This is a genomic window from Aliivibrio fischeri, assembly GCF_009727955.1.
In the GTDB taxonomy this organism is placed as follows: Bacteria; Pseudomonadota; Gammaproteobacteria; order Enterobacterales; family Vibrionaceae; genus Aliivibrio; species Aliivibrio fischeri_A.
On record NZ_WOBR01000004.1, the window covers coordinates 65,850 to 90,835 of the forward strand.

Below are 24,986 nucleotides of genomic sequence, written 5' to 3' on the forward strand. Positions count from 1 at the left end.
TGTCATGCATTTTGATACATTCAGTGATTTTTTAGCCATGGGTGGGTATGCCACTTATGTATGGGGCGCATTTGGTGCCACTTTTCTTTCATTATTTTGGATTCTATTTTCTAGCTTAGGTAAGCGCCGTCAATTGCTAAAAGAGATTGAGCAAAAAATGGCACGAGAAGAACGAATTAAAAAAGCAAAAACTATGGAGAATACACTATGAATCCGAGACGTAAAAAGCGCCTAGGATTGATCCTTGCTCTATTTGTAGGGATCAGTGCAACAGTGGGATTAATGTTGTATGCATTAAATCAAAACATGGACTTGTTTTATACCCCAACAGAATTAGTTAACGGCAAACCAGACGGTACAAAACCTGAGGTTGGACAACGTCTACGCATTGGTGGGATGGTTGTAGCCGGTTCTGTTGTACGTGATAATAATTCTCTTGAAGTGTCATTTAAGGTTGCCGATGTAGGCCCTCAAGTGACTGTAATTTATGATGGGATTCTTCCTGATTTATTCCGTGAAGGCCAAGGTATTGTTGCTCAAGGTGTCTTAGTCGATGCAACAACGATCAAAGCTCATGAAGTGTTAGCAAAACACGATGAAGAATACATGCCACCAGAAGTTGCAGAAGCGATGAAAAAGACACATGAACCGCTTCAGTACACTGAACAACAAAAACAAGGAACGGGTCAATGATCGCAGAACTTGGTCACTTTGCAATGATTGCTTCATTAGGGCTTGCTGTCCTTTTGAGCATATTACCTATGTATGGCGCTAGCCGTGGTAATAAGGCATTAATGCAGAGTGCGAGACCATTAGCTTGGGGGATGTTTTTACTCCTAAGTTTATCATTTGGAATTTTAATGTGGGCTTTCTACATTAATGATTTCACTCTTCAATATGTAGCAAGTAACTCAAACAGCTTATTACCTTGGTACTATCGTTTAACCGCGGTTTGGGGTGCACATGAAGGCTCACTATTACTTTGGGTATTAATCCAAGCGGGTTGGACTGTTGCCGTAGCGACATTCAGTCGTGGTATGCCACAAGAATCTGTTGCGCGTGTATTAGCGGTAATGGGGTGGATAACAGTTGGTTTCTTACTGTTTATTATTCTAACATCTAACCCATTTTTACGTACTTTACCTTATTTCCCTATTGATGGTCGTGATTTAAACCCGTTGCTTCAAGATCCGGGTTTAATCATTCACCCACCAATGCTTTACATGGGTTATGTAGGTTTCTCTGTTGCATTCTCTTTTGCCATTGCTTCATTAATGACGGGTCGTTTAGATACCGCTTGGGCTCGTTGGTCTCGTCCTTGGACTATTGCTGCATGGTCATTCCTAACCGTTGGTATCTCTCTTGGTTCTTGGTGGGCATACTATGAACTTGGCTGGGGTGGCTGGTGGTTCTGGGATCCAGTAGAAAACGCATCATTTATGCCTTGGCTTGTTGGTACTGCATTAATGCACTCATTAGCAGTAACAGAAAAGCGCGGTACGTTTAAAGCATGGACCGTATTACTGGCAATTTCAGCGTTCTCATTGAGCTTATTAGGCACATTCTTAGTTCGTTCTGGTATTTTAGTATCAGTTCACGCCTTTGCATCAGATCCTTCTCGAGGCATGTTTATCCTCGGTTTCTTGGTGATGGTTATTGGTGGTTCACTATTACTGTTTGCCTTAAAAGGGGCATCAGTTCGTGTTCGAGGTAACTTCTCTCTGTTCTCTCGTGAGAATGCGTTATTAGCAAATAACATTTTATTAGTTACAGCATTAGTTGTGGTACTTGTTGGTACGTTATTACCACTAGTGCATAAGCAATTAGGCTTAGGCTCAGTTTCAATTGGTGCTCCATTCTTCGACATGTTATTTGCATGGCTGATGATCCCATTTGCTTTCTTACTGGGTATTGGTCCACTAATTCGTTGGAAGAAAGACAAACTAAGTAACCTATCAAAACGTCTTGTAATTTCAGGTGCGATAACCGTACCACTTGCGGCGTTAATGATGGTTATGTTTGCTGATAAATTCCAATTCATGCCTTATTTAGGCTGGATGATGGCGATTTGGATTGTGATCTTACATGGATTTGAGTTGTATGAACGTGCTACGCATCGTCACTCATTCTCTGTTGGTATTACTAAGCTAGGACGTAGTCACTGGGCGATGATTTTTGCTCATATTGGTCTTGCTGTTACGATTATCGGTATTGCCATGGTGCAGAACTACAGTATCGAAAAAGACGTACGTTTAGCGCCGGGTGAGCACATTGAAATGAATGGCTACCAGTTCTATTTCGCAGGTGTTAGAGATACAGATGGCCCTAACTATGATGGGTATACTGCTGATTTTGACATCACTCTAGATGGTAAAGCGATTAATACATTGCACGCTGAAAAACGTTTCTATGAAACAGCGGGTTCTATGATGACAGAAGCGGCAATTGACCGTGGCTTTACTCGTGACCTATACATCGCAATGGGTGAGCGTTTAGATGACAACCGTTCATGGGCTGTACGTATTTACTACAAACCATTTGTTCGTTGGATCTGGGCTGGTTCATTGTTTATGGCATTTGGTGGTGCATTAGCTATGTCTGATAAACGCTACCGTTTCCGTAAAAATGCTAAAAAACAGGAAGCTTAATTTATGAATAAGAACTTTTTATTTGCTCCATTAGCGCTGTTTTTAATTTTAGTTGCAGTGTTTGCTACCCAGTTAACACGCAACTCAAATGGTGATGATCCAACTAAACTTGAATCGGTACTGGTAGGTAAACCAGTACCTGAATTCCGCTTAGAAGATCTTGCTCAAGAAGGAAAGCTTTATGATCAAAGTATCTTCAAAGGCGAACCTTTACTGCTAAATGTGTGGGCTACATGGTGCCCAACGTGTTATGCCGAACACCAGTATTTAAATACGCTAGCAACAGAAGGCGTTAAGATCATCGGTATGAACTACAAAGATGATCGTGCAGGTGCTGTGCAATGGCTAAAAGAGTTAGGTAATCCATACCTTATTACACTTTTTGATGGTGATGGCATGTTAGGTATGGATCTTGGCGTGTATGGTGCACCAGAGACCTTCTTAATTGATAGCAATGGTATTGTTCGCTACCGTCATGTTGGTGATGTTAACGAACGTAATTGGAATGAAACCCTAAAACCAATGTACGATCAACTTGTTGCGGAGGCGAAATAATGAAATTAAACCTACGTAAATTAGGTCTTCGTAGTTTTGCGGTGATTGCATTTAGTTTATTTGCAGTGCAAGCAAGCTATGCAACGATTGACTTATATAAGTTTGATTCGCCAGAACAAGAGCAGCAATTTAAAGAGTTAGGTCAGACTTTACGTTGTCCAAAATGTCAAAATAACAACATTGCAGATTCAAGTGCTGAGTTGGCTCAAGACATGCGCCATAAAGTGTATGAAATGACTAAACAAGGTAAATCTGATGATGAAATTATTTCGTACATGATTGATCGTTACGGAAATTTTGTAACTTATGATCCACCGTTAACGGTTGGAACACTTGTTTTATGGTTAGGTCCATTAAGTGTCTTAGTGTTTGGTTTTGGTCTTATTGTGATGCGCAGTCGTAAAACGTCAGCAGAAAAAGAAGCAAAATCTGAAGAGTGGGATAACGAACATGAAGAACGTTTGAACGCTTTATTAAATGAAGACAATAATGACAATGGGAAGGTAAACAAATGACTTTGTTTTGGATTTCAACCTTAGCCCTGATTTTTGTTGGCGTAGTGTTTATTATTCTTCCGCTATGGAAAGCAAAAGCGCAAGATGATGAAGCTCGTCGAGATGAATTAAATAAAGCGTTTTATAAAGATCGCTTAGCTGAATTGGAAGAAGAAGACGCAGAAGGTCTTGTGAATAACCAAGAAGAGTTAATCACAGAGCTTAAGCAATCATTGCTTGATGATATTCCAGTAAAAGAAAAAGCACAGCAAGATAGTTTAAACGCAAGATTATTTATTCTTCCGTCGATAATTGTACTTGTCGCTATTTCTTATGGTTTATATTTTAAATTTGGCAATATCGATAAAGTAGATAAGTGGCAAGAAGTAAGTGCACGCTTACCAGAATTATCACAACAACTACTTGACCCAGAAAGTGCAGGTTTAACGGATTCTGAAATCAGAGATATTACGTTAGCGCTGCGAACTAAACTGTATCACGAACCTGATGATGCAATGGGTTGGTTGCTACTTGGTCGTATTGGTATGATGAATCGTGACATTGATACATCAGTTGGTGCAATGAAAAAAGCCTATGCACTTAAACCAAAAGATACTGAGATTAAGTTGGGCTATGCTCAATCATTAATGTTAAGTGGTAATGAAGCAAAAGCCGAGCAAGCGAAACAATTACTTCGTGAAGCTCTACGTGAAGACTCTACAAATTTACGTGCTTTATCATTACTTGCTTTCTACTCATTTGAGAATCAAGATTACAAAGGCGCTATTTCTGCATGGAAAGCAATGCAAATGTTGATTGGTCCTGATGATTCTCGTTATGAAATGTTAGTTCGTAGTATTGAACGTGCACAATCTAAACTAAACCCTGAAGCAACGTTAGATAAGCAGGTTCCTGTTACTATTAATCTTGGCAATAACGTGCAACTACCAAAGCAGGGATTTGTGATTGTATCAATTCACCCTGCAGATGGTTCACCAATGCCGATTGCAGCAGCAAGAGCACCATTGAGCCGTTTTCCGCTTAAGATCATGATGTCAGATGAAAACAACATGATGGAGCAGCGTAAACTGTCAGATATGGAGAGCTTCATTGTTCGTGCTCGTATTGATCAAGATGGCAATGTAGCAACAAAATCAGGTGACTGGTACGGTGAAAGCGAAGTGAGTACATTAGGTAAAAATGTATCACTAAGTATTGATAAGCAATATCAATAATACATCACAAGTGTCATACTAGAACGGGCAGAGGCGTAGCGCTTCTGCCCGTTTTTTATAATCTATAATAATAAAATGCATATAGTTATATCAATCGTAGTAAGTAGTTGATTAATTATTTATTTCGATTGGTATCGTTACTTATTGGCAAAGGTTTTTAGCAGTGAAAAGAATATGGACTTCTTGTTGTATTCTACTTTTTGTGAGTGCTTGCTCACAAACACCAGAACAGACAGAAGAAGAGTTAGGTACAACACAGCAAGTAGATACAGAATACGATGAATCCCATACTGGTGATCCTCTAGAAGGGTTTAACCGTGTTATGTGGGGGCTAAATTATGATTATTTAGACCCATATCTAGTTCGTCCTGTTTCTATTAGTTATGTTGAATACACACCAACCCCAATCCGATATGGGATAGCGAATTTTTTAGCAAACTTAGATGAGCCATCAAGCATGATAAATAATTTACTCATGGGTAATGGCAATATGGCAATGGTTCATTTTAATCGATTTTGGTTAAATACGACGCTGGGTTTGGTTGGATTAATTGATATTGCTAGTGCAGCAGATATGCAGAAACCTGATAGTAAGTCGTTTGGTGATGCTTTAGGACATTATGGTGTAGGTAATGGCCCGTATTTTATGCTACCTGGTTATGGACCTTGGACATTGCGAGAAGCCGGAGATTTTGTTGATGGCTTATATATGCCGCTTTCATACCTTAATTTCTGGCAAGGTTTAGGTAAGTGGGGACTAGAAGGTATGGAGTCTCGTGTGCAGCTGATTTCACAAGAACCTATGCTAGAAGCGTCACCAGACCCTTACGTATTAACACGGGATGTCTATTTACAACGTCAAGATTTTAAAGCAGAGATTGAACCGGAAGTTGATTTGGACGCTGAAGATGATATCGATGACTATTTAGATGAAATAGACGAGTAAAAACAGTCATAGTCTTTCAGGTTTCACGGTCAGTATTCTCCTGAAACCTGAAACCTGAAACCTGAAACCTAGCGATTATTCCGCTGGAAAAATAAGATTAATAAAGCAAATAACGATCCGGTTGTATCACATAGCATATCTTTCTGTGCATCCCAAATATCCCCTTGAGAGCCTAAAAAAGCAATCCCTTCATCACCGCCTGCAATAGCGGCATACCACCATTCAATAATCTCATATCCAGCAGCAACACTCATTAATGTGAATAAGCCAAAAGCCATCGCAAGAGGAGTAGAGCATTTCTTTGTTTTAATGAGGTATTCAGCGATAGGGTAAGCGTAAAAACCAATTGAAAAGTGTGCGACTCGATCGAAGTTATTTCGCTCAGACCCAATCAAGTTATTAAACCAATCAAAAGGAACGTCGGAAAAAGTATATTTAGCGCCAATTGTATGAAGAAATAGCCAAATAAACATAAATACCAAGGCAGTTTTGCTGAACTGAAAGCGTGTCGACATGTAAAGAATGCCAGCTAAAATTAATAATGCAGGAATAATTTCAGCAAACCATACCGCTCGTGATACAGGCTCAAAAGCAGAAAAAAGAAATATCACAGAATAAAGAGATGTGAGGCTCAGTAACATAGGTTGCTGTTTTATGGATTGAGGTATAGACATAAATCAATACTCCGAGTTGCACACTTAAAGAATGAATATAAAAAGTGTAACTTGAAAGTCGTTTCTATCAAGTTGATTTATTTAGAATTGAGCGTTTCAGTTGTAAAGTTCAATAAAAAAGGCCTCTAAAATTAGAGGCCTCAATATAAATGGTTTTCAGATTAGAAACGGTAGTTCGCTTGAACACCAACTAGCCATACGTTACCAGTGGTTTCGCCAGTGAATTGACCGCCAATTGCTTGAGCTGCATCATCCGACTCATAACCACGAGATTCAGTGATCGGTGCATCTTTAGCTACGATGTAAGTAAAACCAGCATCTAAGCTTAAGTTTTTAGACCAGTCATAGCCTGCACCAATACTTAACCATAAGCGATCGGTTTCTGGGATAGTAATTGTACGATTTTTATCACTAACCGCTGAAGTATCGTAAGCAATACCAGAACGTAGAGTTAGTTTTTGATCTAATTGGTAAGTACCACCGATAGCTAGACGGTAGTTATCTTCCCAGTTTTCTTCTTTAACCATACTACTCGTACCGTCATTGAATTGAGCTTCTAGTTTTTCGAAAGCGCTCCAATCTGTCCAGTTAAAGCTAGCATGTATTGCAATTTTATCATTTAGTTGGTGGTAGCTTGCTAACTCAGCTGTTGCTGGCATAACAAGTTCCATTGATCCGTTTTTACGTTGAGTTGGAGCAAGGCCAAATCCCATACCTTCAGCGTGACCGGTTAATTCCAGTTTAACTTCTGACTTGTAGCTAAAGCCGATGCGGTTAGCATCGTTAATTTGCCATGCTGTGCCAACTTGCCAGCCCCAGGCTTCATCTGTTCCTTCCATGTACTTGAGTGTAGTGCCTGCTGCTGGACCCATCTGTTTAGGAGCTATAGCACCAAAGCTACCTTCACCCATTACATAACGAACACCGCCACCAACACTTAATTGCTGATTAATCTGGTAAGCCATGTTTACGTTAACTTCTTTAGTTAAAACACTTGCTTCATTACCAAAGTTAGTCGCTGTGAAATCATCACCAAGATCTGTTTCCATGCCGTAGTTAGTACCAACCGCAAAACCGATTGCTAGTTGTTGGTTTACTCGGTGTGAAACGTACAGATTAGGAATAAATGCATCATTCGCAAAATCATTAGATTTAGTAGTGGTGTTTGGTATTCCTGGGATTGGTGACTTTGAACCGTCAGTAGAGCCTTCAACATCAATATTAGGATTTACGTAGATACCACCAACAGAAACTTGAGTACCTTCTAAATATGTCAGCATTGCAACGTTGCGCCATTGTGCGTCAGCACCATCAGCGATCGCTGCTTCACCTGCGTAAGCACGGCCTAGACCTGTAGCTGAATATTCTGCAAGTTGGAAACCCGCAGCCATAGTGTTTGAGCTTGCAACTGAACCTAATAGGCCAAGTGCCACTGCGATAGATAGACGATTTTTATTGTTGTTCATTATAAATTCCAAAATCAAATTCAAGTGTTCGCTGAATTTGGTGGTGATTAGTTGGGGTGGATAATACGTTTTAGAGCAAAAACTTCAAATAAAAAATCGATATTTTCGTGTTTTAAGGGCTTTTTTCTGCAAAAAACTTCAAAATTAGCTAAATTTTCTGTATTTATCTGGTCGGATGTGTTATTTGGGCGTACAGGTGTAGGTCTGAATATCTATTTGAGGGTATATGTGTACGCTGAAAATTTTAGGAGTTTATGGGCAGGAACGAGTTTTTAGGGACTAGAATTAAGAAGGAGCAGGATTCAGATCGCTTCGCTTGCAGGTTTCAGGGCGGGCTTTTAGCTCTTACTCGTCCCTAGTCCCTTGAAGCGAAGCGTTCTAAATACTGTTTTTTAAGATCAAAAAAGGCCAGCATACGCTGACCTTTTGGTTTTATACTTTTAAGAGTAAATCTTAGAAGCTGTAGCTGTACTGAACACCAGCAAGAATTGCATCTGCGTGTGTTGTTGCTGTTAAATCAACTCCTGGTGCGGCATTTTCAGTTACATCAACATCATCGCCCATTAGGTAAGTAAAGCCGAAGTCAATTGTGTGTTTCTTCTCAAAGTGGTAGCTGAAACCAGCTGAGAACCATTGACGATCTGAATCAGGTACAGAGATAGATGTTAGTTCATCTTGAGCTGCTGTGTCATACATGTAACCAGCACGCAATGTCCATGCGTCATTTAGGAAATAAGTACCACCAATTGCGTAGTGCATACCATTTTGCCAATCATATACGCTCTCACTTAGACCGCTTGGGTTATTGGTGAATTCGATTTTGTCAAAATCACTCCAGCCTATGTATTGAACAGAGTAATGAACTGCAAATTTAGTGTCTTTGATTTCGTGGTAACCAGAGAATTCAAGCATATCAGGGAGTGGCAAAGTTACTTTTTGGTTGCCATCTTCTGCTTCAATTTCAGGGCTGTAATGGTATGAGAAGCCAAAACGGTTGCGTTCATTAAGTTCATATACCGTACCTAAATTGAATCCAACTCCTGTTCCTGTAGCATCAATATCAACAAGACTTTGTCTTAAGAGTTCACCAGCTACAGGGTGAGTTACGACAGCTTCTCTTTTTAAGGTCCCACTTCCATAAATTACATCAATACCACCACCAACGCTCCATTGTTCGTTAATGCGGTATGAAGTGGTAAGTGCAAAGTTCACACTTTTAATTTCAGTGGTACCACCAAAAACTGTTGCATCAGGTGCAACGCCTCCACCAGAACCTTGACCGAAACTATTATCAAAATTATTTTCAGTACCAAAGTTAGAGTAAATACCAGCACCAAATGCCCATTTATCATTTAGACGGTGGATGTAGTAAATATTAGGAACGGGAGTACCGCTACCGTTATTTGCATCATCTACATCTTGACCAAGATATTTAACATCACTTACTTCGATATCAGTGTCGATATAATTTAAGCCAGCTGAAAATTGTGATGAATCAAAAAGAGCCATTGCAGCGGCGTTACGTGACATTACTGATGCGTTATCAGCGATTACAGCATCACCAGCAAATGCACGGCCTAGGCCCGTTGCTGATTGTGCGTTTAGTTGGAAACCGGCAGCAGTAGCTTGTTGTGTTGCAAGAGTAATGGTTGCTGCTAGAAGTGTTTTTGAAAACAGACGCTTCTTATTCATAATTATTATATTCCGTGTATTGTTATTTCCTTTCAATTCTCAAGACTGAAAAGATTTATTTAGTTGAGACTTAAATCTCGATGGCGAGATAATAACGATCTGAGCATAGACGACAAATCCGACCACTGCTAAAAAATCGTTAAAATTCGTGATCTGGACGTGATTTGTTCGTAAATAGCATTCTAATTGAAGTTAATAGAGCTTTAACTCTATTTTTTATGCTTTTTAAGTTTTATTTTTATGTTTGTAACTTATTGATTTTAAAGTTATAGATTGGTTACTTAATTGGAAATAGAGCTTATACTCTAGCGTAGTGTCAAAAAAATGGTTAACTAAATGAAAAATCGTGATTTTTAACCCGTTTTTGTATTTTAATTTTATGGTGAGGAAAAAAACATCAGTTTGATGAACGGAAGGAAGGTTTTGTATTCATAGAGCCAAAAAGTAGTAAAAGAACATAAAATTGATCTATTTCAATAAATGAATTGAGATTAACGTTATAGTTGATCTCGTTATCTGGTTGAGTAATCAACCCGTTGAGCAAGATAACATTTCCTTTTGAAGGCTGACTTTACTTTCTCCTTATCAGGTGAAACTGATTTTTACAATTGGCTACTCGTTAATTGTTTTTTATTCTGACCACATCGACTGATGTGGTTTTTTTTTACCAAAAAAACAGAATTAGATCAAAAACCTCCATAATATCTTGTCTATGAAAAACTCGAAATTTGCTTTCCAATAAACGCATTGTTATTTATCGTTGGATTAAGTCTATGACCAAATTCATTATTCTATGAGCAGCCTGTGATTATCATCACTATATATCATTAACAACTTGGTTACAATTTGAGGTCAGACCACCTTTGATGTATGCAAGGAGAAGCAATGTCAAACAGCTTTAATTCAAATAAGTACCAACCGTTAATGACACGACAGGGTGATCGTATTGCTGTTGTATCAGGTATTCGAACTCCGTTTGCTAAACAATCTACGGCATTCAGTACTACACCAGCCGTAGATCTTGGTAAGTTAGCGGTAAAAGCATTAATGGACAAAACGGATATTGATCCTAAATTAATTGATCAGGTGGTGTTTGGCCAAGTGGTACAAATGCCAGAAGCTCCGAATATTGCTCGTGAAATTGTTCTAGGTACGGGGATGAATATAGGCACTGATGCTTACAGTGTGACTAGAGCTTGTGCGACCAGTTTTCAGACAACGGCAAATGTGGTTGAAAGTATCATGGCAGGCACGATTGATATCGGTATTGCTGGGGGGGCGGATTCATCCTCAGTATTGCCTATTGGTGTCTCTAAAAAGTTAGCTTCTACTTTACTTGCTCTTAGTAAAACAAAAACCGTTTACCAAAAGTTATCACTTCTTCGCACTTTATCATTAAAAGATATTGCTCCTGTTCCTCCTGCTGTTGCTGAGTATTCAACGGGAATTTCTATGGGACAAACTGCAGAGCAAATGGCTAAAAGTCACGGAATAACACGTGAAGAACAAGATGCATTAGCACACCGTTCACATACACTTGCAGCCAAAGCATGGAAAGATGGGCTTATTCAAGATGAGGTGATGACTGCTTTTCCTGAACCTTATGCAGCATGGTTAGATCATGATAATAATATTCGTCACGATTCCGAGCTAACAAGTTATGCCAAATTGCGTCCTGCGTTTGATCGTAAATATGGTTCAGTAACTGCGGCCAACAGTACGCCCCTAACGGATGGTGGAGCTGCTTTACTATTAATGAGTGAGAAACGTGCAAAAGAACTTGGTTATGAGCCTTTAGGTTATATCCGCTCGTTTGCTTTTAGTGCCATTGATGTGCATCACGATATGTTAATGGGACCATCCTATGCGACACCAATGGCCTTGGATAAAGCGGGAATTTCATTATCTGACCTTACTTTAATTGATATGCATGAAGCTTTTGCAGCACAAACCCTTTCAAATGTAAAAATGTTTGCTTCAAACAAATTTGCTAAAGAATGTTTAGGTAGAGATAAAGCCATTGGCGAAATTGATATGGATAAATTTAATGTCCTTGGTGGTTCAATCGCTTATGGGCATCCATTTGCAGCAACAGGAGCCAGAATGATCATTCAAACATTACGAGAATTGAAACGTCGTGGTGGTGGTTTAGGATTAAATACGGCTTGTGCTGCGGGTGGTTTAGGTGCTGCGATGGTATTGGAGGTTGAATAATGACGTTAGAAACGAAAAACAACACGCTTGAAGCCGTTAAAAATACCAGTGCATTTGCATGGACTAAAGACGATGCTCAAATTGCATGGTTAACCATCGATGTTCCGAATGAAAAAATGAATACGCTTCAAGCGGCTTTTGCTGAGCAAGTGACTCAAGTTTTAGATGAGATTGAAGAGCAACAAGCGCACATTAAAGGATTAGTGATTCAATCAGGTAAACCCGATAATTTTATCGCGGGTGCTGATATTAATATGATAGCTAATTGCCAAAATGCTTCAGAAGCTCAAGCACTGGCTGAAAAAGGGCAACAATTATTTCAGCGAATTGAAAATCTACCATTTTCAACGGTTGCTGCTATTCATGGACCATGTCTTGGTGGTGGATTAGAGCTTGCTTTAGCGTGTGATTATCGTGTCTGTAGTGATGACAATAAAACCAAGCTAGGTTTACCTGAAGTTCAATTAGGATTACTCCCAGGCTCTGGTGGGACTCAACGATTACCACGATTAATCGGGTTACTGCCAAGTTTAGATATTATTTTAACGGGTAAACAATTACGACCTAAAAAAGCACTAAAATTAGGTGTAGTTGATGCTTCTGTTCCTCATACTATTTTATCTCGTATTGCTGCTGACTTTGCTTTAAAGAACAAAGCGAAACGTAAATTGAGTGCAAAAGAATGGGGGTTATCTCGAAATCCATTAGGTCGTAATGTCATTTTTTCACAAGCAGAAAAGCAAGCACAGAAAAAAGCCCGTGGTAATTATCCTGCCATTGCCGCTATTTTAGATAGTATCGAGCATGGTTTAGATAAAGGAATGAAAAAAGGATTACTGCGAGAGGCTGAGCAATTTGCTCGATTAGCCATGACGCCAGAATCGGCCGCATTACGATCCTTATTCTTTGCCATGACAGAGATGAAAAAGGAAAAAGGCAGTGATGCAGAGCCGAAATCCATCGATTATGTTGGGGTATTAGGTGGTGGATTAATGGGAGGGGGCATTGCTCATGTTTCCATTACTAAAGCGAAAAAGAAAGTAACGATAAAAGACATTAGTAACGATGGTTTACTTAATGCTTACCAATATCACTACCAACGTTTAGATAAGTTGAGAAAGCGTCGAATTATTTCAAAAGCGCAATTACAACAACAAATGTTGCAATTAACCGGAGTGACAGAGTTTAAAGGTTTTAAAAAATTAGACGTTGTTATTGAAGCCGTATTTGAAGATTTAAACCTAAAACAAGAGATGGTTAAAGCAGTACAAGATCAAGGCAAAGAAGACGTTATTTTTGCAACGAATACGTCTTCGCTTCCAATAGGCCAAATAGCCGAGGGAGCACAAAAGCCTGAAAATATTGTTGGTCTGCACTATTTTAGTCCAGTTGAAAAAATGCCATTGGTTGAGGTCATTCCCCACGCAACAACCAGTGATGAAACTATTTCAACCGTAGTGGCTTTGGCTAAGCAACAAGGTAAAACGCCGATAGTAGTTAAAGATTGTGCTGGTTTTTATGTAAACCGAATTTTAGCGCCTTACATGAATGAAGCGGCAAGGTTATTGTTGGCGGGTGAGTCGATAGAGGTTATCGATGAGGCTTTATTAGATTTTGGTTTCCCTGTTGGACCAATTTCATTATTAGATGAGGTTGGGGTAGATATTGGCGCGAAGATCATGCCGATATTAGAAGCTGAACTGGGTGATAGATTTCGCAGCCCTGATGTGTTCCAAACGTTAATCGATGATAAGCGTCTAGGTAAGAAAACGAAACGTGGTTTCTATGTTTATAAAGGGAAAAAGAAAGAGCCAGACCAAGAGGTTTATACCTTACTAAACATCAAGCCACAGTCACAACTCAGTAAAAATGAAATCGCAATGCGCTGCGTTTTACCTATGTTAGCAGAAGCAAAACGTTGTTTAGATGAAGGAATAATAGCTTCTGAAAGAGATGGTGATATTGGTGCTATTTTTGGTATTGGTTTCCCACCATTTTTAGGTGGTCCTTTTACTTATATGAATACGTTAGGGGAAGAAAAATTAGCGACCTTAATGAGAAATTATGCCGATAAATACGGTGATCGATTTATTGAGTAATAATATCAATGTAATTAAAAGGCCATCGTTGTGATGGCCTTATTTTTATAAAGTGAATTTTAGATTATTAACCGAGGTTGATGTCTTTTTTTCTGAGTTGAAATTGGTCAATAGAATCAATTTCAAAGCCAACATCTAAGCGGTCATATTGCTGATGTTCCGTTCCTTGAGAGTGCATGATTAAACGATTCGCTGTTCTTGGTTTTAATATGCCGACGACAAAACGGATCATTTCAATTCTCGTTAAACTCTTAAGCTCCTCAGTGACACGCTCTTTATGATCAAAATTCGTGTCTTTATTTCCTATGCATGTCCATAAACGTTGAGCTCGACTTCGTAGATTGGTATCAGGGTCTGATATCTGATCGATTAACCCTTGTTTACTGGATTGCCATTGATGTTCATTTAATTCTAATAACACCATATAAAAAGCGTTTAAAAACTCATCAATGGCGTCAAGTAAAATAGCAGGTGGAGCCATTGGGGATTGCACGTATAAAATTAAGCCAGGATGTTTATTAAGAGGTAAATTCCCAGTCCCTACCATATAACCTAATTGCTGTTTTGTTCGGATCTCATGGAAAAAAGAAGCCGACATTAAATGGTTTGCAAGGGTGTAAAGTGCAAAACTACGAGGATCTTCTTGTGGTGATTGATAATAAACCAAAAGCGCAGAATCCGAATGGTCACAGACTAATTCTCTTTGGAATGTTCCTGATTCCCCAAGCATTACCAATGGACGAAATGATTCGCCATAAGTTTGATTTTGCATTCGTAGGGTATCTTTTAAAGAACGACCTAATTCCAATGTTTGTTCTTTAGTCCAATCGCCATAGACAAACATTTCAACATGCAATTCAGCGAACATAGCTTGAACAAAATTCGGCAAATCATCGACTTCAATACTTTCTAATGCTTCAAGAAGTACAGGATATGGAGGGTTATTTGGTTGTAAAATTCCAGATAATGCATTGAAAAGTTGTGAAATAGGACGCTCTTTTGATGCATTTCCCCAATGACGGATTAATTGATTTTTTATAAATTCAAATCGTTCAGCGCTGAACTCACGTGTAGAAAAACGTTTTAATATCACATCAAGCAATAAGGGTTGTTTTTGACTAAAGCCAGAAAGTGTTAATGTTACGCCCCCTTGATGGCAATATAGGTTATACCCCATTCCTGCAATTTCAGCTTGGTAGGTTTGCTCACTGAGTGCGTCCATAAGCATTTCGACACATAAGCGTGTTTTTACTATTTTTCTTGGATCAGAAATGGCATGTGGGCTATCTATTGCAATGTATACCATGCCTTTTGGAACACGGAACTCTTCTTCTTGTTTATGCCATAGACGAAAACCCGGTAGATCTTCGAGTAATGTTGGAAGTTCGGTAGTTTCTTTTAATTCTTGAGGCTCTAACTCATAGCAGATATAAGGGTTTTTCTCTGGCAAGTGAAGTTCAGGATGCAGTTCAGCATTACTCCAAGTGTTTATTTGAGTTTTACTTAATGACTGAACAGAATAAGGGGTGTGATACCACTTATCTTTACGATCATACTCTAAGCCCTGAGCAACGAGAGTGACTCGCATTTTTTCAGGAGTAAATTGCTCAAGCAAATCGAGAACGTGTTGTTCGTGATAACCTTCCATCATGTAATCAGCGTACATGGCATCATCTTTATGATAACGCTGTAAATTCATGACTAAGTGACTGACTAAATCAAGAGGCTTAGTTTTTTCTTGGAATTGAAATGCAGATTCTAACACCGCTTTCTTTTCATTGTAGCGCCACTCATCAAGACCTTGTTGTTTAATCAATTCAATATATTGATAAGTATTGAGAATGATTTCATCAATATGAAGCATACCTTTTTCAGTTAGATTAAAGGAAAGCGTAAATTCTCTGAAATTACTACCGCTTACCCCACCACCAGCAGTCAATGAGTGAATATACCCTAATTTTTTCAGGTAAAGCATTAAGCTACCGTCACCTTCGTAGCCAAGTAGATGCCCAAGATAGTTAAGCGGTTTTGTTTTATAAAAACGATCTTGATTCGGTAAATGAAAAGCAAGACTTAGCTTTCTAACTTCTTTTAGTGGTTCAATGTTAATCCAGCAACCTTGTTCTTTTGGGGTGACATAAGAAACATTAATTTCTTTATGTCCAAGGTTTTGATTAGGGATGGATGCAAAAGATTGAGTTGCTAATAGTTCTAACTCACAAAGAGGTCGGTTTCCAAGTACAACGGCTGTCATTAAATCAGCAGAATAATGTGCTTGATAAAAAGCGAGCATTTCATCACGAATAGATGAGTTTTCTTTATCTGCTAATGTGTCAATGCTACCAACGGAGAATTTAGAAAAAGGGTGGGCTTGGTTAACGGTTTCTTTATGAACTTGATAAATACGGCGAACGTCATCTTTTAGTTTGAGTTTATACTCTGAATCAACGGCGTTACGCTCTTTATCTACGGCTTCTTCATTGAATAAAGAGGCGTAGAAAAATTGACCAAAACGATCCAATCCTTCTTCAAACGCTGAATGCGAGACTTCAAAAAAGAAGGTGGTATTTTCGGTTCCTGTCCATGCGTTATTAGAGCCACCTTGCTGATTAATGAAAGAGTGGAATTCCCCAACTTTTGGGTATTTTTGTGTACCAAGAAACAGCATATGCTCTAAAAAGTGAGCAAGGCCTTGTCGATCATCAGGATCATCAAAGTGACCGACATTAACAGAAAGGGCGGCAGCTGAGCGTGGTGCTGTTTCATCCTGAATGAGCAAGACAGGCAATTTGTTATCAAGCTCAATTAAGCGGTAATGTTTTTTATCATTCGGACTGATATGCACAGGGTGCTCCTGTTTTAAGGCGTAAGGACTTTATTTTTATAGTCAATTATTGAATGCAGAGTTTAACAATGGTTATCAATAATAAGATAACCAATTGAATATAATGGCTAACTCTTTTGACGTTATTTGTATAATTATTTTATCAATTATGGCGCTGATACCACAGACTAGCAAACTCTCTCTTTCCTATTTTTACTATTGCTTGCTACTATTGTGAAGTTAGTAATGATTTGAGAATGAATAAATGAAAGTATTCATAATGCGTCACGGTGAGGCAGAAGCTTATGCATCTTCAGATGAAGAGCGCAATTTAACCGCTCATGGTGAAAGCCAATCTGCGAAAATAGCGCAATGGTTGATGGCTGAACATAAAGTACAATTTGATTATGTATTAGTCAGTCCTTATGTGCGAGCACAACAAACGTGGAATACGATTAAGCCAATTTTGAATGTGACGGATGCCAAAGTAGAAATATGTGAAGACATTACTCCTTATGGTGACTCAGATGATGTGGTTGAATATGTAAAAGCCTTGGGTAGCGTTGAGGATATTGAGAATATTTTGTTGGTATCTCATTTACCATTAGTCGGATATCTTACTGCTGATTTTGTTCCGGGAATTATGCCTCCGATGTTCCCAACATCAGCAATGTCTTGTGTTGAATATTCATATACAACCGGGAAAAGTGAGCTACTTTGGTTACAACAACCATAAGTGACGACAAAGAATACCTGAAATAAAAAAGATCCCAGAGCTGAGTGGCTGTGGGATCTTTTTTTATCTATCGGGTATTGAAAGCAATACCAAAATGGCACCTGCACCACCAAACTCTAGAGGGGCTTGGTGAAAAGCCATCACATCGGGATGTTGAGCGAGCCATAGAGGCACTTTCTGTTTAAGAATATGTTTACCAATACCATGCATGACACTCGCACAAGAGATATTTTCTTTAAGGCAATAAGCAATCATAGAGCCTAATTCACGCTTGGCTTCATCTTGCTTCATACCATGCATATCTAAAAATACATCAGGTACGTATACGCCACGTCGTAAGCGTTTTACTTCGTATTTTGATACGTCATCACGGGCATAGCGAATCGGACCATCTTCACTCAAAAGTGGTACAAATTCATCAGAAAAGAAAAACTCTTCATTTTTCCCTTCTTTTAATGATTTTCTTTGCTGTTGAAGGTCGCTAAAGTTCTTACTCGGTTGATGGATTATGGTATCCTGTTGCAACTTTTTAGAGCCTTGTACTGCTTCACGGAACAGCGAAAGTTCGTCATCTGATAGGTGGTCGTTTTTGCTCATTTTTAAATTCCAATAATTAACAGCAGTATTATAACTTGTTTTGGGGGCAATTTTGGATAAGATTTTTGTAGAAGAGGCAGTTGCTGAGCTTCATACGTTACAAGATATGTTGCGTTGGACGGTAAGTCGTTTTAATGCAGCAGGTCTTTTTTATGGTCATGGTACAGATAACGCATGGGATGAAGCTGTTCAACTTGTGCTTCCAACACTGTACTTGCCAATTGATGTGCCGGCACATGTTCGTGAATCACGTTTAACGTCAACAGAGCGTTTACGTATTGTTGAGCGTGTTGTTCGTCGTATTAATGAGCGTATCCCTACTGCTTATTTAACGAATAAAGCGTGGTTCTGTGGTCTTGAGTTCTTTGTTGATGAACGTGTACTTGTGCCTCGTTCGCCAATTGCTGAATTGATTGAAACACAATTTGAACCGTGGTTGACTGAAGAACCAACGCGTATTATGGATTTATGTACGGGTAGTGGTTGTATTGCGATTGCGTGTGCTCATGCGTTCCCTAATGCGGAAGTTGATGCAATTGATATTTCGACGGATGCGCTAATGGTTGCTGAACAAAATGTTCAAGATCATGGTATGGAGCAACAAGTATTCCCAATCCGTTCAGATCTATTACGTGATATTCCTAAAGATCAGTATAACTTTATTGTTTCTAATCCACCTTATGTGGATGAAGAAGACATGAACAGTTTACCGGAAGAGTTTGAGCATGAACCTGAATTAGGTTTAGCAGCAGGTACTGATGGATTGAAGTTAGTTCGCCGTATTTTAGCAAATGCACCAGATTATTTAATGGATAACGGCTTTTTGATCTGTGAAGTGGGTAACTCAATGGTTCATATGATGGAGCAGTACCCAGATATTCCATTCACTTGGATTGAATTTGCTGAAGGTGGCCATGGTGTATTCATGCTAACTAAGCAGCAACTTCTTGATTGCGCAGATGAGTTCGCTCTTTATCGCGACTAAACCAAGTTAATTTAAATGAAAGCCTGATGGAAACATCGGGCTTTTTTTATGCTTGTTTACTTTGTGACATTGCAAAATCCAGTCGTTTGCGAAGTTCTTGTTGTTTTTGACTTGAATGCTTCTTACTTAATGCTTTTTTAACTAAACGAATCAGTTTCATTGAATTGATATCCATTAAATTAACTACATATGGTATATAGCAGGATTAGTGCCAAGTACATGCTATTGATAATTATATCGACAGTAAAATTGAAAACTTTTGCTTTTTTGTATCAAAAATGTTCAATTTTTATTTTTAATAGCAAGTTTTAAGTTGTTTAAATTTACTTATTCTTTAATGTGAGAGTTATCTTACCATATTTTTGGAATGGCGGTCACGTTTTGCCGTTGTTGGGTGAAGGTGGCAAAAAAGGATGAAAATTAAAAAAAACAATAACTGAAAGATAAACCTTGGGATAGGGGTTTACTCTCAATACGATTCAAGCCAATATGGTTTTATTAAGAACTGATTGTTAGTCAGGTGAATGATGACTAATCACTTATATTTACAGAGGAAGTAATGGCTGGAAATTCTATAGGACAACATTTTCGAGTAACGACGTTTGGTGAAAGCCACGGGTTAGCGTTAGGCTGCGTTGTTGATGGCTGCCCTCCAGGTTTGGAATTAACCGAAGCTGATTTACAAGTTGATCTTGATCGTCGCAAACCGGGGACATCAAAATACACAACACAGCGCCGTGAAGCGGATGAAGTGAAGATTTTATCTGGTGTTTTTGAAGGAAAAACAACAGGTACTTCTATTGGTCTATTAATTGAAAATACAGATCAACGTTCAAAAGATTACTCTGAGATAAAAGATAAATTCCGTCCAGGCCATGCTGATTACACTTACCATCAGAAGTATGGGCAACGTGATTACCGTGGTGGTGGTCGCTCTTCGGCACGTGAAACGGCTATGCGTGTTGCAGCAGGTGCGGTAGCTAAAAAGTATTTGAAGCAAGAGTTTGGTATTGAGATTCGAGCTTATTTATCACAAATGGGTGATGTATCGATTGATTCTGTTGATTGGAATGAAATTGAAAATAATGCTTTTTTCTGCCCTGATGCGAGTAAAGTTGATGCTTTTGATGAGCTTATTCGTAAATTAAAGAAAGAAGGTGATTCTATTGGAGCAAAGATCACCGTTGTAGCACAAGGCGTTCCTGTTGGTTTAGGTGAGCCTGTTTTTGATCGTTTAGATGCAGATGTTGCTCATGCCCTTATGGGGATTAACGCTGTTAAAGGCGTTGAGATTGGCGATGGTTTTGAAGTGGTTAATCAGCGTGGTTCTGAACATCGTGATCCTTTAACGCCTGAAGGTTTTAGCTCAAATCATGCAGGTGGTATTCTAGGTGGTATTTCATCTGGCCAAGATATTGTGGCTCATATTGCCCTAAAACCGACCTCAAGCATTACGGTTCCTGGTGAAACTATCACTCGTAATGGTGAAAAAACAGAATTGATAACTAAAGGTCGTCATGATCCATGCGTAGGTATTCGTGCTGTGCCTATTGCTGAAGCGATGCTAGCGATTGTCGTAATGGATCACTTAGTTCGTCATCGTGGTCAAAACTTTGGTGTTCAAACAGAGACGCCTAAGATTTAGATGATTAAGGGACTTGTTTTTAGGGACGAGTAAGAGCGAGTTAAAAGCGGGGAGAATAGCCCCTTACTACTGACATAAATAAAAAGTACTGACATAAATAAAAAGAGCCAGATTGACGTTATATTCAATCTGGCTCTTTCTGATCTTACTCGTCCCTAAAATCGAGTTTCTTTAGGGTTATCTTTTCTCAATCGTTTCTGGTTGCTCTTCTCCAATATCCAAGTGGAATACTGGTAAACACCAACCAAATTTAACTGCAGCCATACGTGCAGAGAAACCTATAACGATAGTGACAATGGTTGTAATTAATTCATCAACGCCAAAATGAAGTAAGCCAATGTATAAAACAGCAGACAATAAAGAGATGGATGCGTATAGCTCTTTATGTAATACCATAGGCTGTTGGCGGCAGAAAAGATCACGAAGTAAACCACCAAATACACCAGTTACGATAGCTGCAACAACACAAATTAATGGATGTAACCCCATATCTAACGCAACTTGAGAACCGATGATACTAAATACGATAAGACCAATCGCATCAAGTAAAACAAAGAAGCGATGGTTTTTAGCCACCCATGGGCCAATCCAAGTTGTTAATACACCGGCAATACACGTAATTACTAGAAACTGTGGATTTTTCACCCATCCGATAGGGTAGTGCCCAAGAAGGATATCTCGGACAGTACCACCACCAATGGCAGTTACACTTGCAACCAGCATCACACCAAACCAATCCATTTTTTTCTTACCGGCAGCTAATGCGCCCGTCATAGCTTCAGCGGTGATCCCAATAATATAAAGAATTGTTAATAACATTTTCTAATACCGTAACGTGCCGAGTAGGCGAAAAAAGAAGCCACAGATTTTATGTAATTAAGCGACTAATGACGAATGAAAAAAACTATTCTGAATTAATTCGGATTAGTTTTTGTTATGTCTAATGTCTATTTTCTGAGCTTTGGGTTTGTGTATTCTGATATTTAGTATTTTTTGATGCACGCCACGACGTAAACTTTTGAACGAATTTTCAAGCTTATCAATCCCCAATAATACGAACAGAGCTAATAAAGTAATAATGATGGATTGTTGAATGTAACCTAGTGCTATCATCATACCTAAAGCAGCAAGTACCCAAATAATGGCCGCAGACGTTACGCCATGTATTTTTCCATCAAGAGTCATCATTACACCAGCACCTAGGAAACCAACACCGGTAATGATTTGCCCTAATACTCTTGCTTGATCTAATGTATTTGGTGATAGCGATACTGCCATAGCAAGAAAGAAGTAAGTGCCCGAAATAATTAAAATTGAGGTTCTTATTCCTACTGGTTTTCCACGTGTTTGGCGCTCTGTGCCAATAAGAAAACCATTAAATGCACAAGCAAAAATCGCAGTCCAAGAAAAAGGGCCTAAATCGAGTAATTGAGTTAAATCTAAAGTGATGTCATTCACAGCTTTGATAGCTCCAAATAAAAAGGGATAAAATAATTCACATAGGTAATTTTTGCGGAGAGTATCAGTTCGATCTTTTTACACATAATGAATAATTTTGAAAAAGAAGATAAAAAAAATTTATCTACATATGTCTTTTAATATTCATGCGGTAGAATGTCATTCAATTTATAATTTGAAGCTCGTGGCATGTCGCACCAATACCAAGATTTAATCTCTATTTTTAATAATACCTTTTATGATTCTTTCAACACTAAGCTTGAGCTTGGTGGTGATGAACCTATCTATTTACCTGCCGATGATGAATTTGCTTATCATCGTATTATTTTTGCTCGTGGTTTCTATCAATCAGGCATGCATGAAATAGCACATTGGTGTGTTGCTGGACCTGAACGTCGATTATTGGAAGACTTCGGTTATTGGTATGAGCCTGATGGACGTACAGAACAAGTTCAAGCCGAGTTTGAAAAGGTTGAAATTCGACCGCAAGCATATGAATGGATTTTGTCATTAAGTGCAGGATTAAAATTTAATGTTAGCTGCGATAACTTGAATGGCGATTTTGAACCAGATCGTTTAGCATTCATGGCAAAAGTACATAATGAAGTAATGACAATTTTAGATAGTGGATTACCACCACGAGTTGATATGCTATCTAATGCATTGCGCGAGTTTTATCAAATAGCCCCATTAACTAAAGAACAATTTATTGTCCAATAGGAAAAAGATGATCATTGAATTTGAAGAAAAAATGCTTGAATTAATTGATGCTCGAATTGAATCGGCATCTGATGATGAGTTATTTGCAGGCGGCTACTTACGTGGCCATATTTCGTTATCAGTGGCTAATTGTGAAGAGCAAGGTATTAACGATATCGATATCTTAAAAAGTCATATTAATGATAGCCTTGAAAAAGCAAAATCAGAATTATCTCCAGCGGACCGTATTATTGTTGCTGAGCTGTGGGATGAATTACAAAACGCTTAATTTAGTATGAAGAATAAGTGTTAGTAAATAAAGGCAGTGTAGAGATCACTGCCTTTTTTGTTTCTTATATAAATTTAGCCTTTAAAGCCTGTTATGTTACTTAGCTTATCTCTTAGTAGATCAACTAGTTGAGTTTGAGAAGATTGCGCACGGATAACACCAGTTGTATTTCCCCATACCGGCCCCGGCCAAGCGACATCAGTAGTAAAGCGGGCAATGTGATGAATATGCAGTTGAGGTACTAAATTACCTAATGCACCGATATTAATTTTATCAGGCGAAAAATTATCTTCTAATAGTTGAGCAACCGCACTTGATTCTTTAATGAGCTGGATCTGTTGCTCATCAGTCATGTGATGAATTTCTTTTAATTCTTCAATTCTTGGTACCAAAATTAACCAAGGGCCAATATCTTCTTTAATTAAAAGTACCTTACATAAAGGTAAATTTCCTAAAACAATACAGTCTTGTTGCAAACGTGGGTGTAATTGGAAAGCCATCCCTATCTCCTAGGTTTCTATCAGCAATGCTTTGTTATATCATAACTCACTTATAATAATGAGACAGTGAAGCAATTCATGACTGAAAAAATCGATAAAAACGTTTATAACCCAACTTTTCAATGGGCATTCCTTCATCCTAGATACTGGCCAACGTGGCTTGGGATTGGTTTTGCTATTTTTTTGGCTTTTATTCCATTTCGATTACGTGACAAATTAGCAGCGAAAATCGTTAAATTAGTACTTAAGAAACCAAGTGGTGGTATTAAGCGTGCTAAGTTAAATATTGCGACCTGTTTTCCTGAAAAATCAGAACAAGAGCAACAGAAGCTGCTTGAAGATACTTATATTACGGGAGCTCAAGTTATGCTTGGCTTTTCTGAGTTGCTTGTTCGTAGCCGTAAGCATAATGAAAAACGTGGTATTTTTGTGGGAGGAGAGAATTTATTTCCTCTGCTTGAACAGAAAGAAAACATCATTATTTTAGCACCTCATGCGTGGGCTATTGATTTTCCTGCTATCTTATTAGCTTCTCGTGGTTATCATGTAACCACTATGATGAAACCACAGAAAAACCCAATTACAGACTGGCTAATGCACGTTCAGCGAATGCAATATGGCGGTAAGATCTATGCACGTAGTGCGGGTATTAAACCGTTAATTAAGGCGATTAAAGAAGGCTATTTAGCGTATTACTTACCAGATGAAGATCATGGACCTCAAAATAGTGTATTTGTACCTTTCTTTGCGACTCAGAAAGCAACGCTAAAAGGGTTTGGTAAACTGGCTCGTTTATCAAAAGCGAAAGTAGTACCAATGTTGCCATCTTATAATTCTGAAACGGGTCAGTTTGAAATCATTACTTTGCCTGCTATTGCTGATTTCCCATCTGGTGATGAAGAAACAGATGCTCGAGCAATGAATATTGCCATTGAACAATTAGTTACTGAACGTCCTGAGCAATATATGTGGGTATTAAACTTATTACGCTCTCGTCCAGACGGCAGCCGTTTGTACTAAATTTTTGTTATTCGGCTCTTATTTGAAACCCGTAGAATTACACTATTCCGCGGGTTTTTTATGTCTCATAGAAATTTTTGTTATTCGTTGTGTAACAGAATCACTAGGTATTATTTATTTGATTTATATCAAAGGTCGATCTCGGTCATTTAATCAATCTAAGTTTTTGTAAATGGTTAGGGTCTATCGGCTGCTGAAGCGTATAATTAT

General features: G+C 38.6%; 23 protein-coding genes. 15 read left to right on the forward strand and 8 right to left on the reverse strand.

Annotated features, from left to right (window positions below; translation table 11 throughout):
- Positions 1 to 4: 4 nt before the first annotated feature.
- The 7 genes from ccmD to GNP81_RS03830 all read left to right on the forward strand — a co-directional run bounded on the left by ccmD (position 5) and on the right by GNP81_RS03830 (position 5,878).
- Complete coding sequence (ccmD, locus tag GNP81_RS03800) at positions 5 to 211, forward strand: heme exporter protein CcmD (protein ID WP_005420294.1); 207 nt, start codon at positions 5 to 7, stop codon at positions 209 to 211.
- Positions 208 to 693: a cytochrome c maturation protein CcmE gene (ccmE, locus tag GNP81_RS03805; protein WP_011262347.1), complete on the forward strand. Its 486-nt coding sequence runs from the start codon at positions 208 to 210 to the stop codon at positions 691 to 693. Before ccmD ends, ccmE begins: the two co-directional genes overlap by 4 nt.
- Entirely contained in the window at positions 690 to 2,648 is a 1,959-nt protein-coding gene (locus GNP81_RS03810; protein ID WP_155670641.1) for a heme lyase CcmF/NrfE family subunit, read from the forward strand. The genes ccmE and GNP81_RS03810 overlap by 4 nt, the downstream gene beginning before the upstream one ends.
- Before the next feature lie 3 nt (positions 2,649 to 2,651).
- Positions 2,652 to 3,203 carry a DsbE family thiol:disulfide interchange protein gene (locus GNP81_RS03815; protein WP_005420283.1) on the forward strand — a complete coding sequence of 184 codons (552 nt, stop codon included), beginning with the start codon at positions 2,652 to 2,654 and terminating at the stop codon, positions 3,201 to 3,203.
- A complete protein-coding gene (locus tag GNP81_RS03820) occupies positions 3,203 to 3,718 on the forward strand; it encodes a cytochrome c-type biogenesis protein (protein ID WP_155673583.1) in 516 nt (171 codons plus the stop codon). Before GNP81_RS03815 ends, GNP81_RS03820 begins: the two co-directional genes overlap by 1 nt.
- Complete coding sequence (gene ccmI / locus GNP81_RS03825; protein ID WP_155673584.1) at positions 3,715 to 4,932, forward strand: c-type cytochrome biogenesis protein CcmI; 1,218 nt, start codon at positions 3,715 to 3,717, stop codon at positions 4,930 to 4,932. The genes GNP81_RS03820 and ccmI overlap by 4 nt, the downstream gene beginning before the upstream one ends.
- Before the next feature lie 163 nt (positions 4,933 to 5,095).
- Positions 5,096 to 5,878, forward strand: a complete 783-nt coding sequence (locus GNP81_RS03830) for an MlaA family lipoprotein (protein ID WP_336495434.1) — start codon at positions 5,096 to 5,098, stop codon at positions 5,876 to 5,878.
- 68 nt (positions 5,879 to 5,946) lie between these two features.
- Here the strand turns inward: GNP81_RS03830 and GNP81_RS03835 are convergent, their stop codons facing one another.
- The 3 genes from GNP81_RS03835 to GNP81_RS03845 all read right to left on the reverse strand — a co-directional run bounded on the left by GNP81_RS03835 (position 5,947) and on the right by GNP81_RS03845 (position 9,710).
- Positions 5,947 to 6,552: a DUF2238 domain-containing protein gene (locus tag GNP81_RS03835; protein WP_155673585.1), complete on the reverse strand. Its 606-nt coding sequence runs from the start codon at positions 6,550 to 6,552 to the stop codon at positions 5,947 to 5,949.
- Positions 6,553 to 6,713: 161 nt separating this feature from the next.
- Complete coding sequence (locus GNP81_RS03840; RefSeq protein ID WP_155673586.1) at positions 6,714 to 8,018, reverse strand: outer membrane protein transport protein; 1,305 nt, start codon at positions 8,016 to 8,018, stop codon at positions 6,714 to 6,716.
- A gap of 453 nt (positions 8,019 to 8,471) precedes the next feature.
- A complete protein-coding gene (locus tag GNP81_RS03845) occupies positions 8,472 to 9,710 on the reverse strand; it encodes an outer membrane protein transport protein (RefSeq protein ID WP_155670630.1) in 1,239 nt (412 codons plus the stop codon).
- Between the two features lie 885 nt (positions 9,711 to 10,595).
- Between GNP81_RS03845 and fadI the strand changes: the two genes are divergently transcribed.
- Together fadI and fadJ are read left to right on the forward strand one after the other, a co-directional pair.
- Entirely contained in the window at positions 10,596 to 11,924 is a 1,329-nt protein-coding gene (fadI, locus tag GNP81_RS03850; RefSeq protein WP_155673587.1) for an acetyl-CoA C-acyltransferase FadI, read from the forward strand.
- On the forward strand, positions 11,924 to 14,023 hold the full coding sequence (gene fadJ / locus GNP81_RS03855; RefSeq protein ID WP_155673588.1) for a fatty acid oxidation complex subunit alpha FadJ: 2,100 nt from the start codon (positions 11,924 to 11,926) through the stop codon (positions 14,021 to 14,023). The genes fadI and fadJ overlap by 1 nt, the downstream gene beginning before the upstream one ends.
- A gap of 67 nt (positions 14,024 to 14,090) precedes the next feature.
- Here the strand turns inward: fadJ and GNP81_RS03860 are convergent, their stop codons facing one another.
- The gene (locus GNP81_RS03860) at positions 14,091 to 16,868 is read right to left on the reverse strand and encodes an insulinase family protein (RefSeq protein WP_336495435.1); all 2,778 of its coding nucleotides are present in this window, start codon (positions 16,866 to 16,868) and stop codon (positions 14,091 to 14,093) included.
- Positions 16,869 to 17,112: 244 nt separating this feature from the next.
- Between GNP81_RS03860 and sixA the strand changes: the two genes are divergently transcribed.
- Positions 17,113 to 17,583, forward strand: a complete 471-nt coding sequence (gene sixA / locus GNP81_RS03865) for a phosphohistidine phosphatase SixA (RefSeq protein WP_155670624.1) — start codon at positions 17,113 to 17,115, stop codon at positions 17,581 to 17,583.
- 63 nt (positions 17,584 to 17,646) lie between these two features.
- On the opposite strand, the gene smrB is transcribed toward sixA, so the two are convergent.
- Positions 17,647 to 18,180 carry an endonuclease SmrB gene (gene smrB, locus GNP81_RS03870; protein ID WP_005420263.1) on the reverse strand — a complete coding sequence of 178 codons (534 nt, stop codon included), beginning with the start codon at positions 18,178 to 18,180 and terminating at the stop codon, positions 17,647 to 17,649.
- Between the two features lie 52 nt (positions 18,181 to 18,232).
- On the opposite strand from smrB, the gene prmB reads away from it, so the two are divergent.
- Both prmB and aroC read left to right on the forward strand, forming a co-directional pair.
- Positions 18,233 to 19,165 carry a 50S ribosomal protein L3 N(5)-glutamine methyltransferase gene (prmB, locus tag GNP81_RS03875; protein ID WP_005420259.1) on the forward strand — a complete coding sequence of 311 codons (933 nt, stop codon included), beginning with the start codon at positions 18,233 to 18,235 and terminating at the stop codon, positions 19,163 to 19,165.
- A 559-nt stretch (positions 19,166 to 19,724) separates the two neighbouring features.
- Complete coding sequence (gene aroC, locus GNP81_RS03885) at positions 19,725 to 20,810, forward strand: chorismate synthase (protein WP_155670622.1); 1,086 nt, start codon at positions 19,725 to 19,727, stop codon at positions 20,808 to 20,810.
- A gap of 177 nt (positions 20,811 to 20,987) precedes the next feature.
- On the opposite strand, the gene GNP81_RS03890 is transcribed toward aroC, so the two are convergent.
- A complete protein-coding gene (locus tag GNP81_RS03890; RefSeq protein WP_155670620.1) occupies positions 20,988 to 21,629 on the reverse strand; it encodes a trimeric intracellular cation channel family protein in 642 nt (213 codons plus the stop codon).
- Positions 21,630 to 21,734: 105 nt separating this feature from the next.
- Positions 21,735 to 22,268, reverse strand: a complete 534-nt coding sequence (locus GNP81_RS03895) for an MgtC/SapB family protein (protein WP_005420250.1) — start codon at positions 22,266 to 22,268, stop codon at positions 21,735 to 21,737.
- Between the two features lie 189 nt (positions 22,269 to 22,457).
- Between GNP81_RS03895 and GNP81_RS03900 the strand changes: the two genes are divergently transcribed.
- Both GNP81_RS03900 and GNP81_RS03905 read left to right on the forward strand, forming a co-directional pair.
- Entirely contained in the window at positions 22,458 to 22,988 is a 531-nt protein-coding gene (locus GNP81_RS03900) for an elongation factor P hydroxylase (RefSeq protein ID WP_155670618.1), read from the forward strand.
- 7 nt (positions 22,989 to 22,995) lie between these two features.
- Positions 22,996 to 23,256, forward strand: coding sequence for a YfcL family protein (locus tag GNP81_RS03905; RefSeq protein WP_155670616.1), 261 nt, complete (start codon positions 22,996 to 22,998; stop codon positions 23,254 to 23,256).
- Positions 23,257 to 23,330: 74 nt separating this feature from the next.
- Here the strand turns inward: GNP81_RS03905 and GNP81_RS03910 are convergent, their stop codons facing one another.
- Positions 23,331 to 23,756 carry an HIT domain-containing protein gene (locus GNP81_RS03910; protein WP_155673589.1) on the reverse strand — a complete coding sequence of 142 codons (426 nt, stop codon included), beginning with the start codon at positions 23,754 to 23,756 and terminating at the stop codon, positions 23,331 to 23,333.
- Between the two features lie 78 nt (positions 23,757 to 23,834).
- Between GNP81_RS03910 and lpxM the strand changes: the two genes are divergently transcribed.
- A complete protein-coding gene (gene lpxM, locus GNP81_RS03915) occupies positions 23,835 to 24,776 on the forward strand; it encodes a lauroyl-Kdo(2)-lipid IV(A) myristoyltransferase (protein WP_155673590.1) in 942 nt (313 codons plus the stop codon).
- Positions 24,777 to 24,986 lie beyond the last annotated feature (210 nt).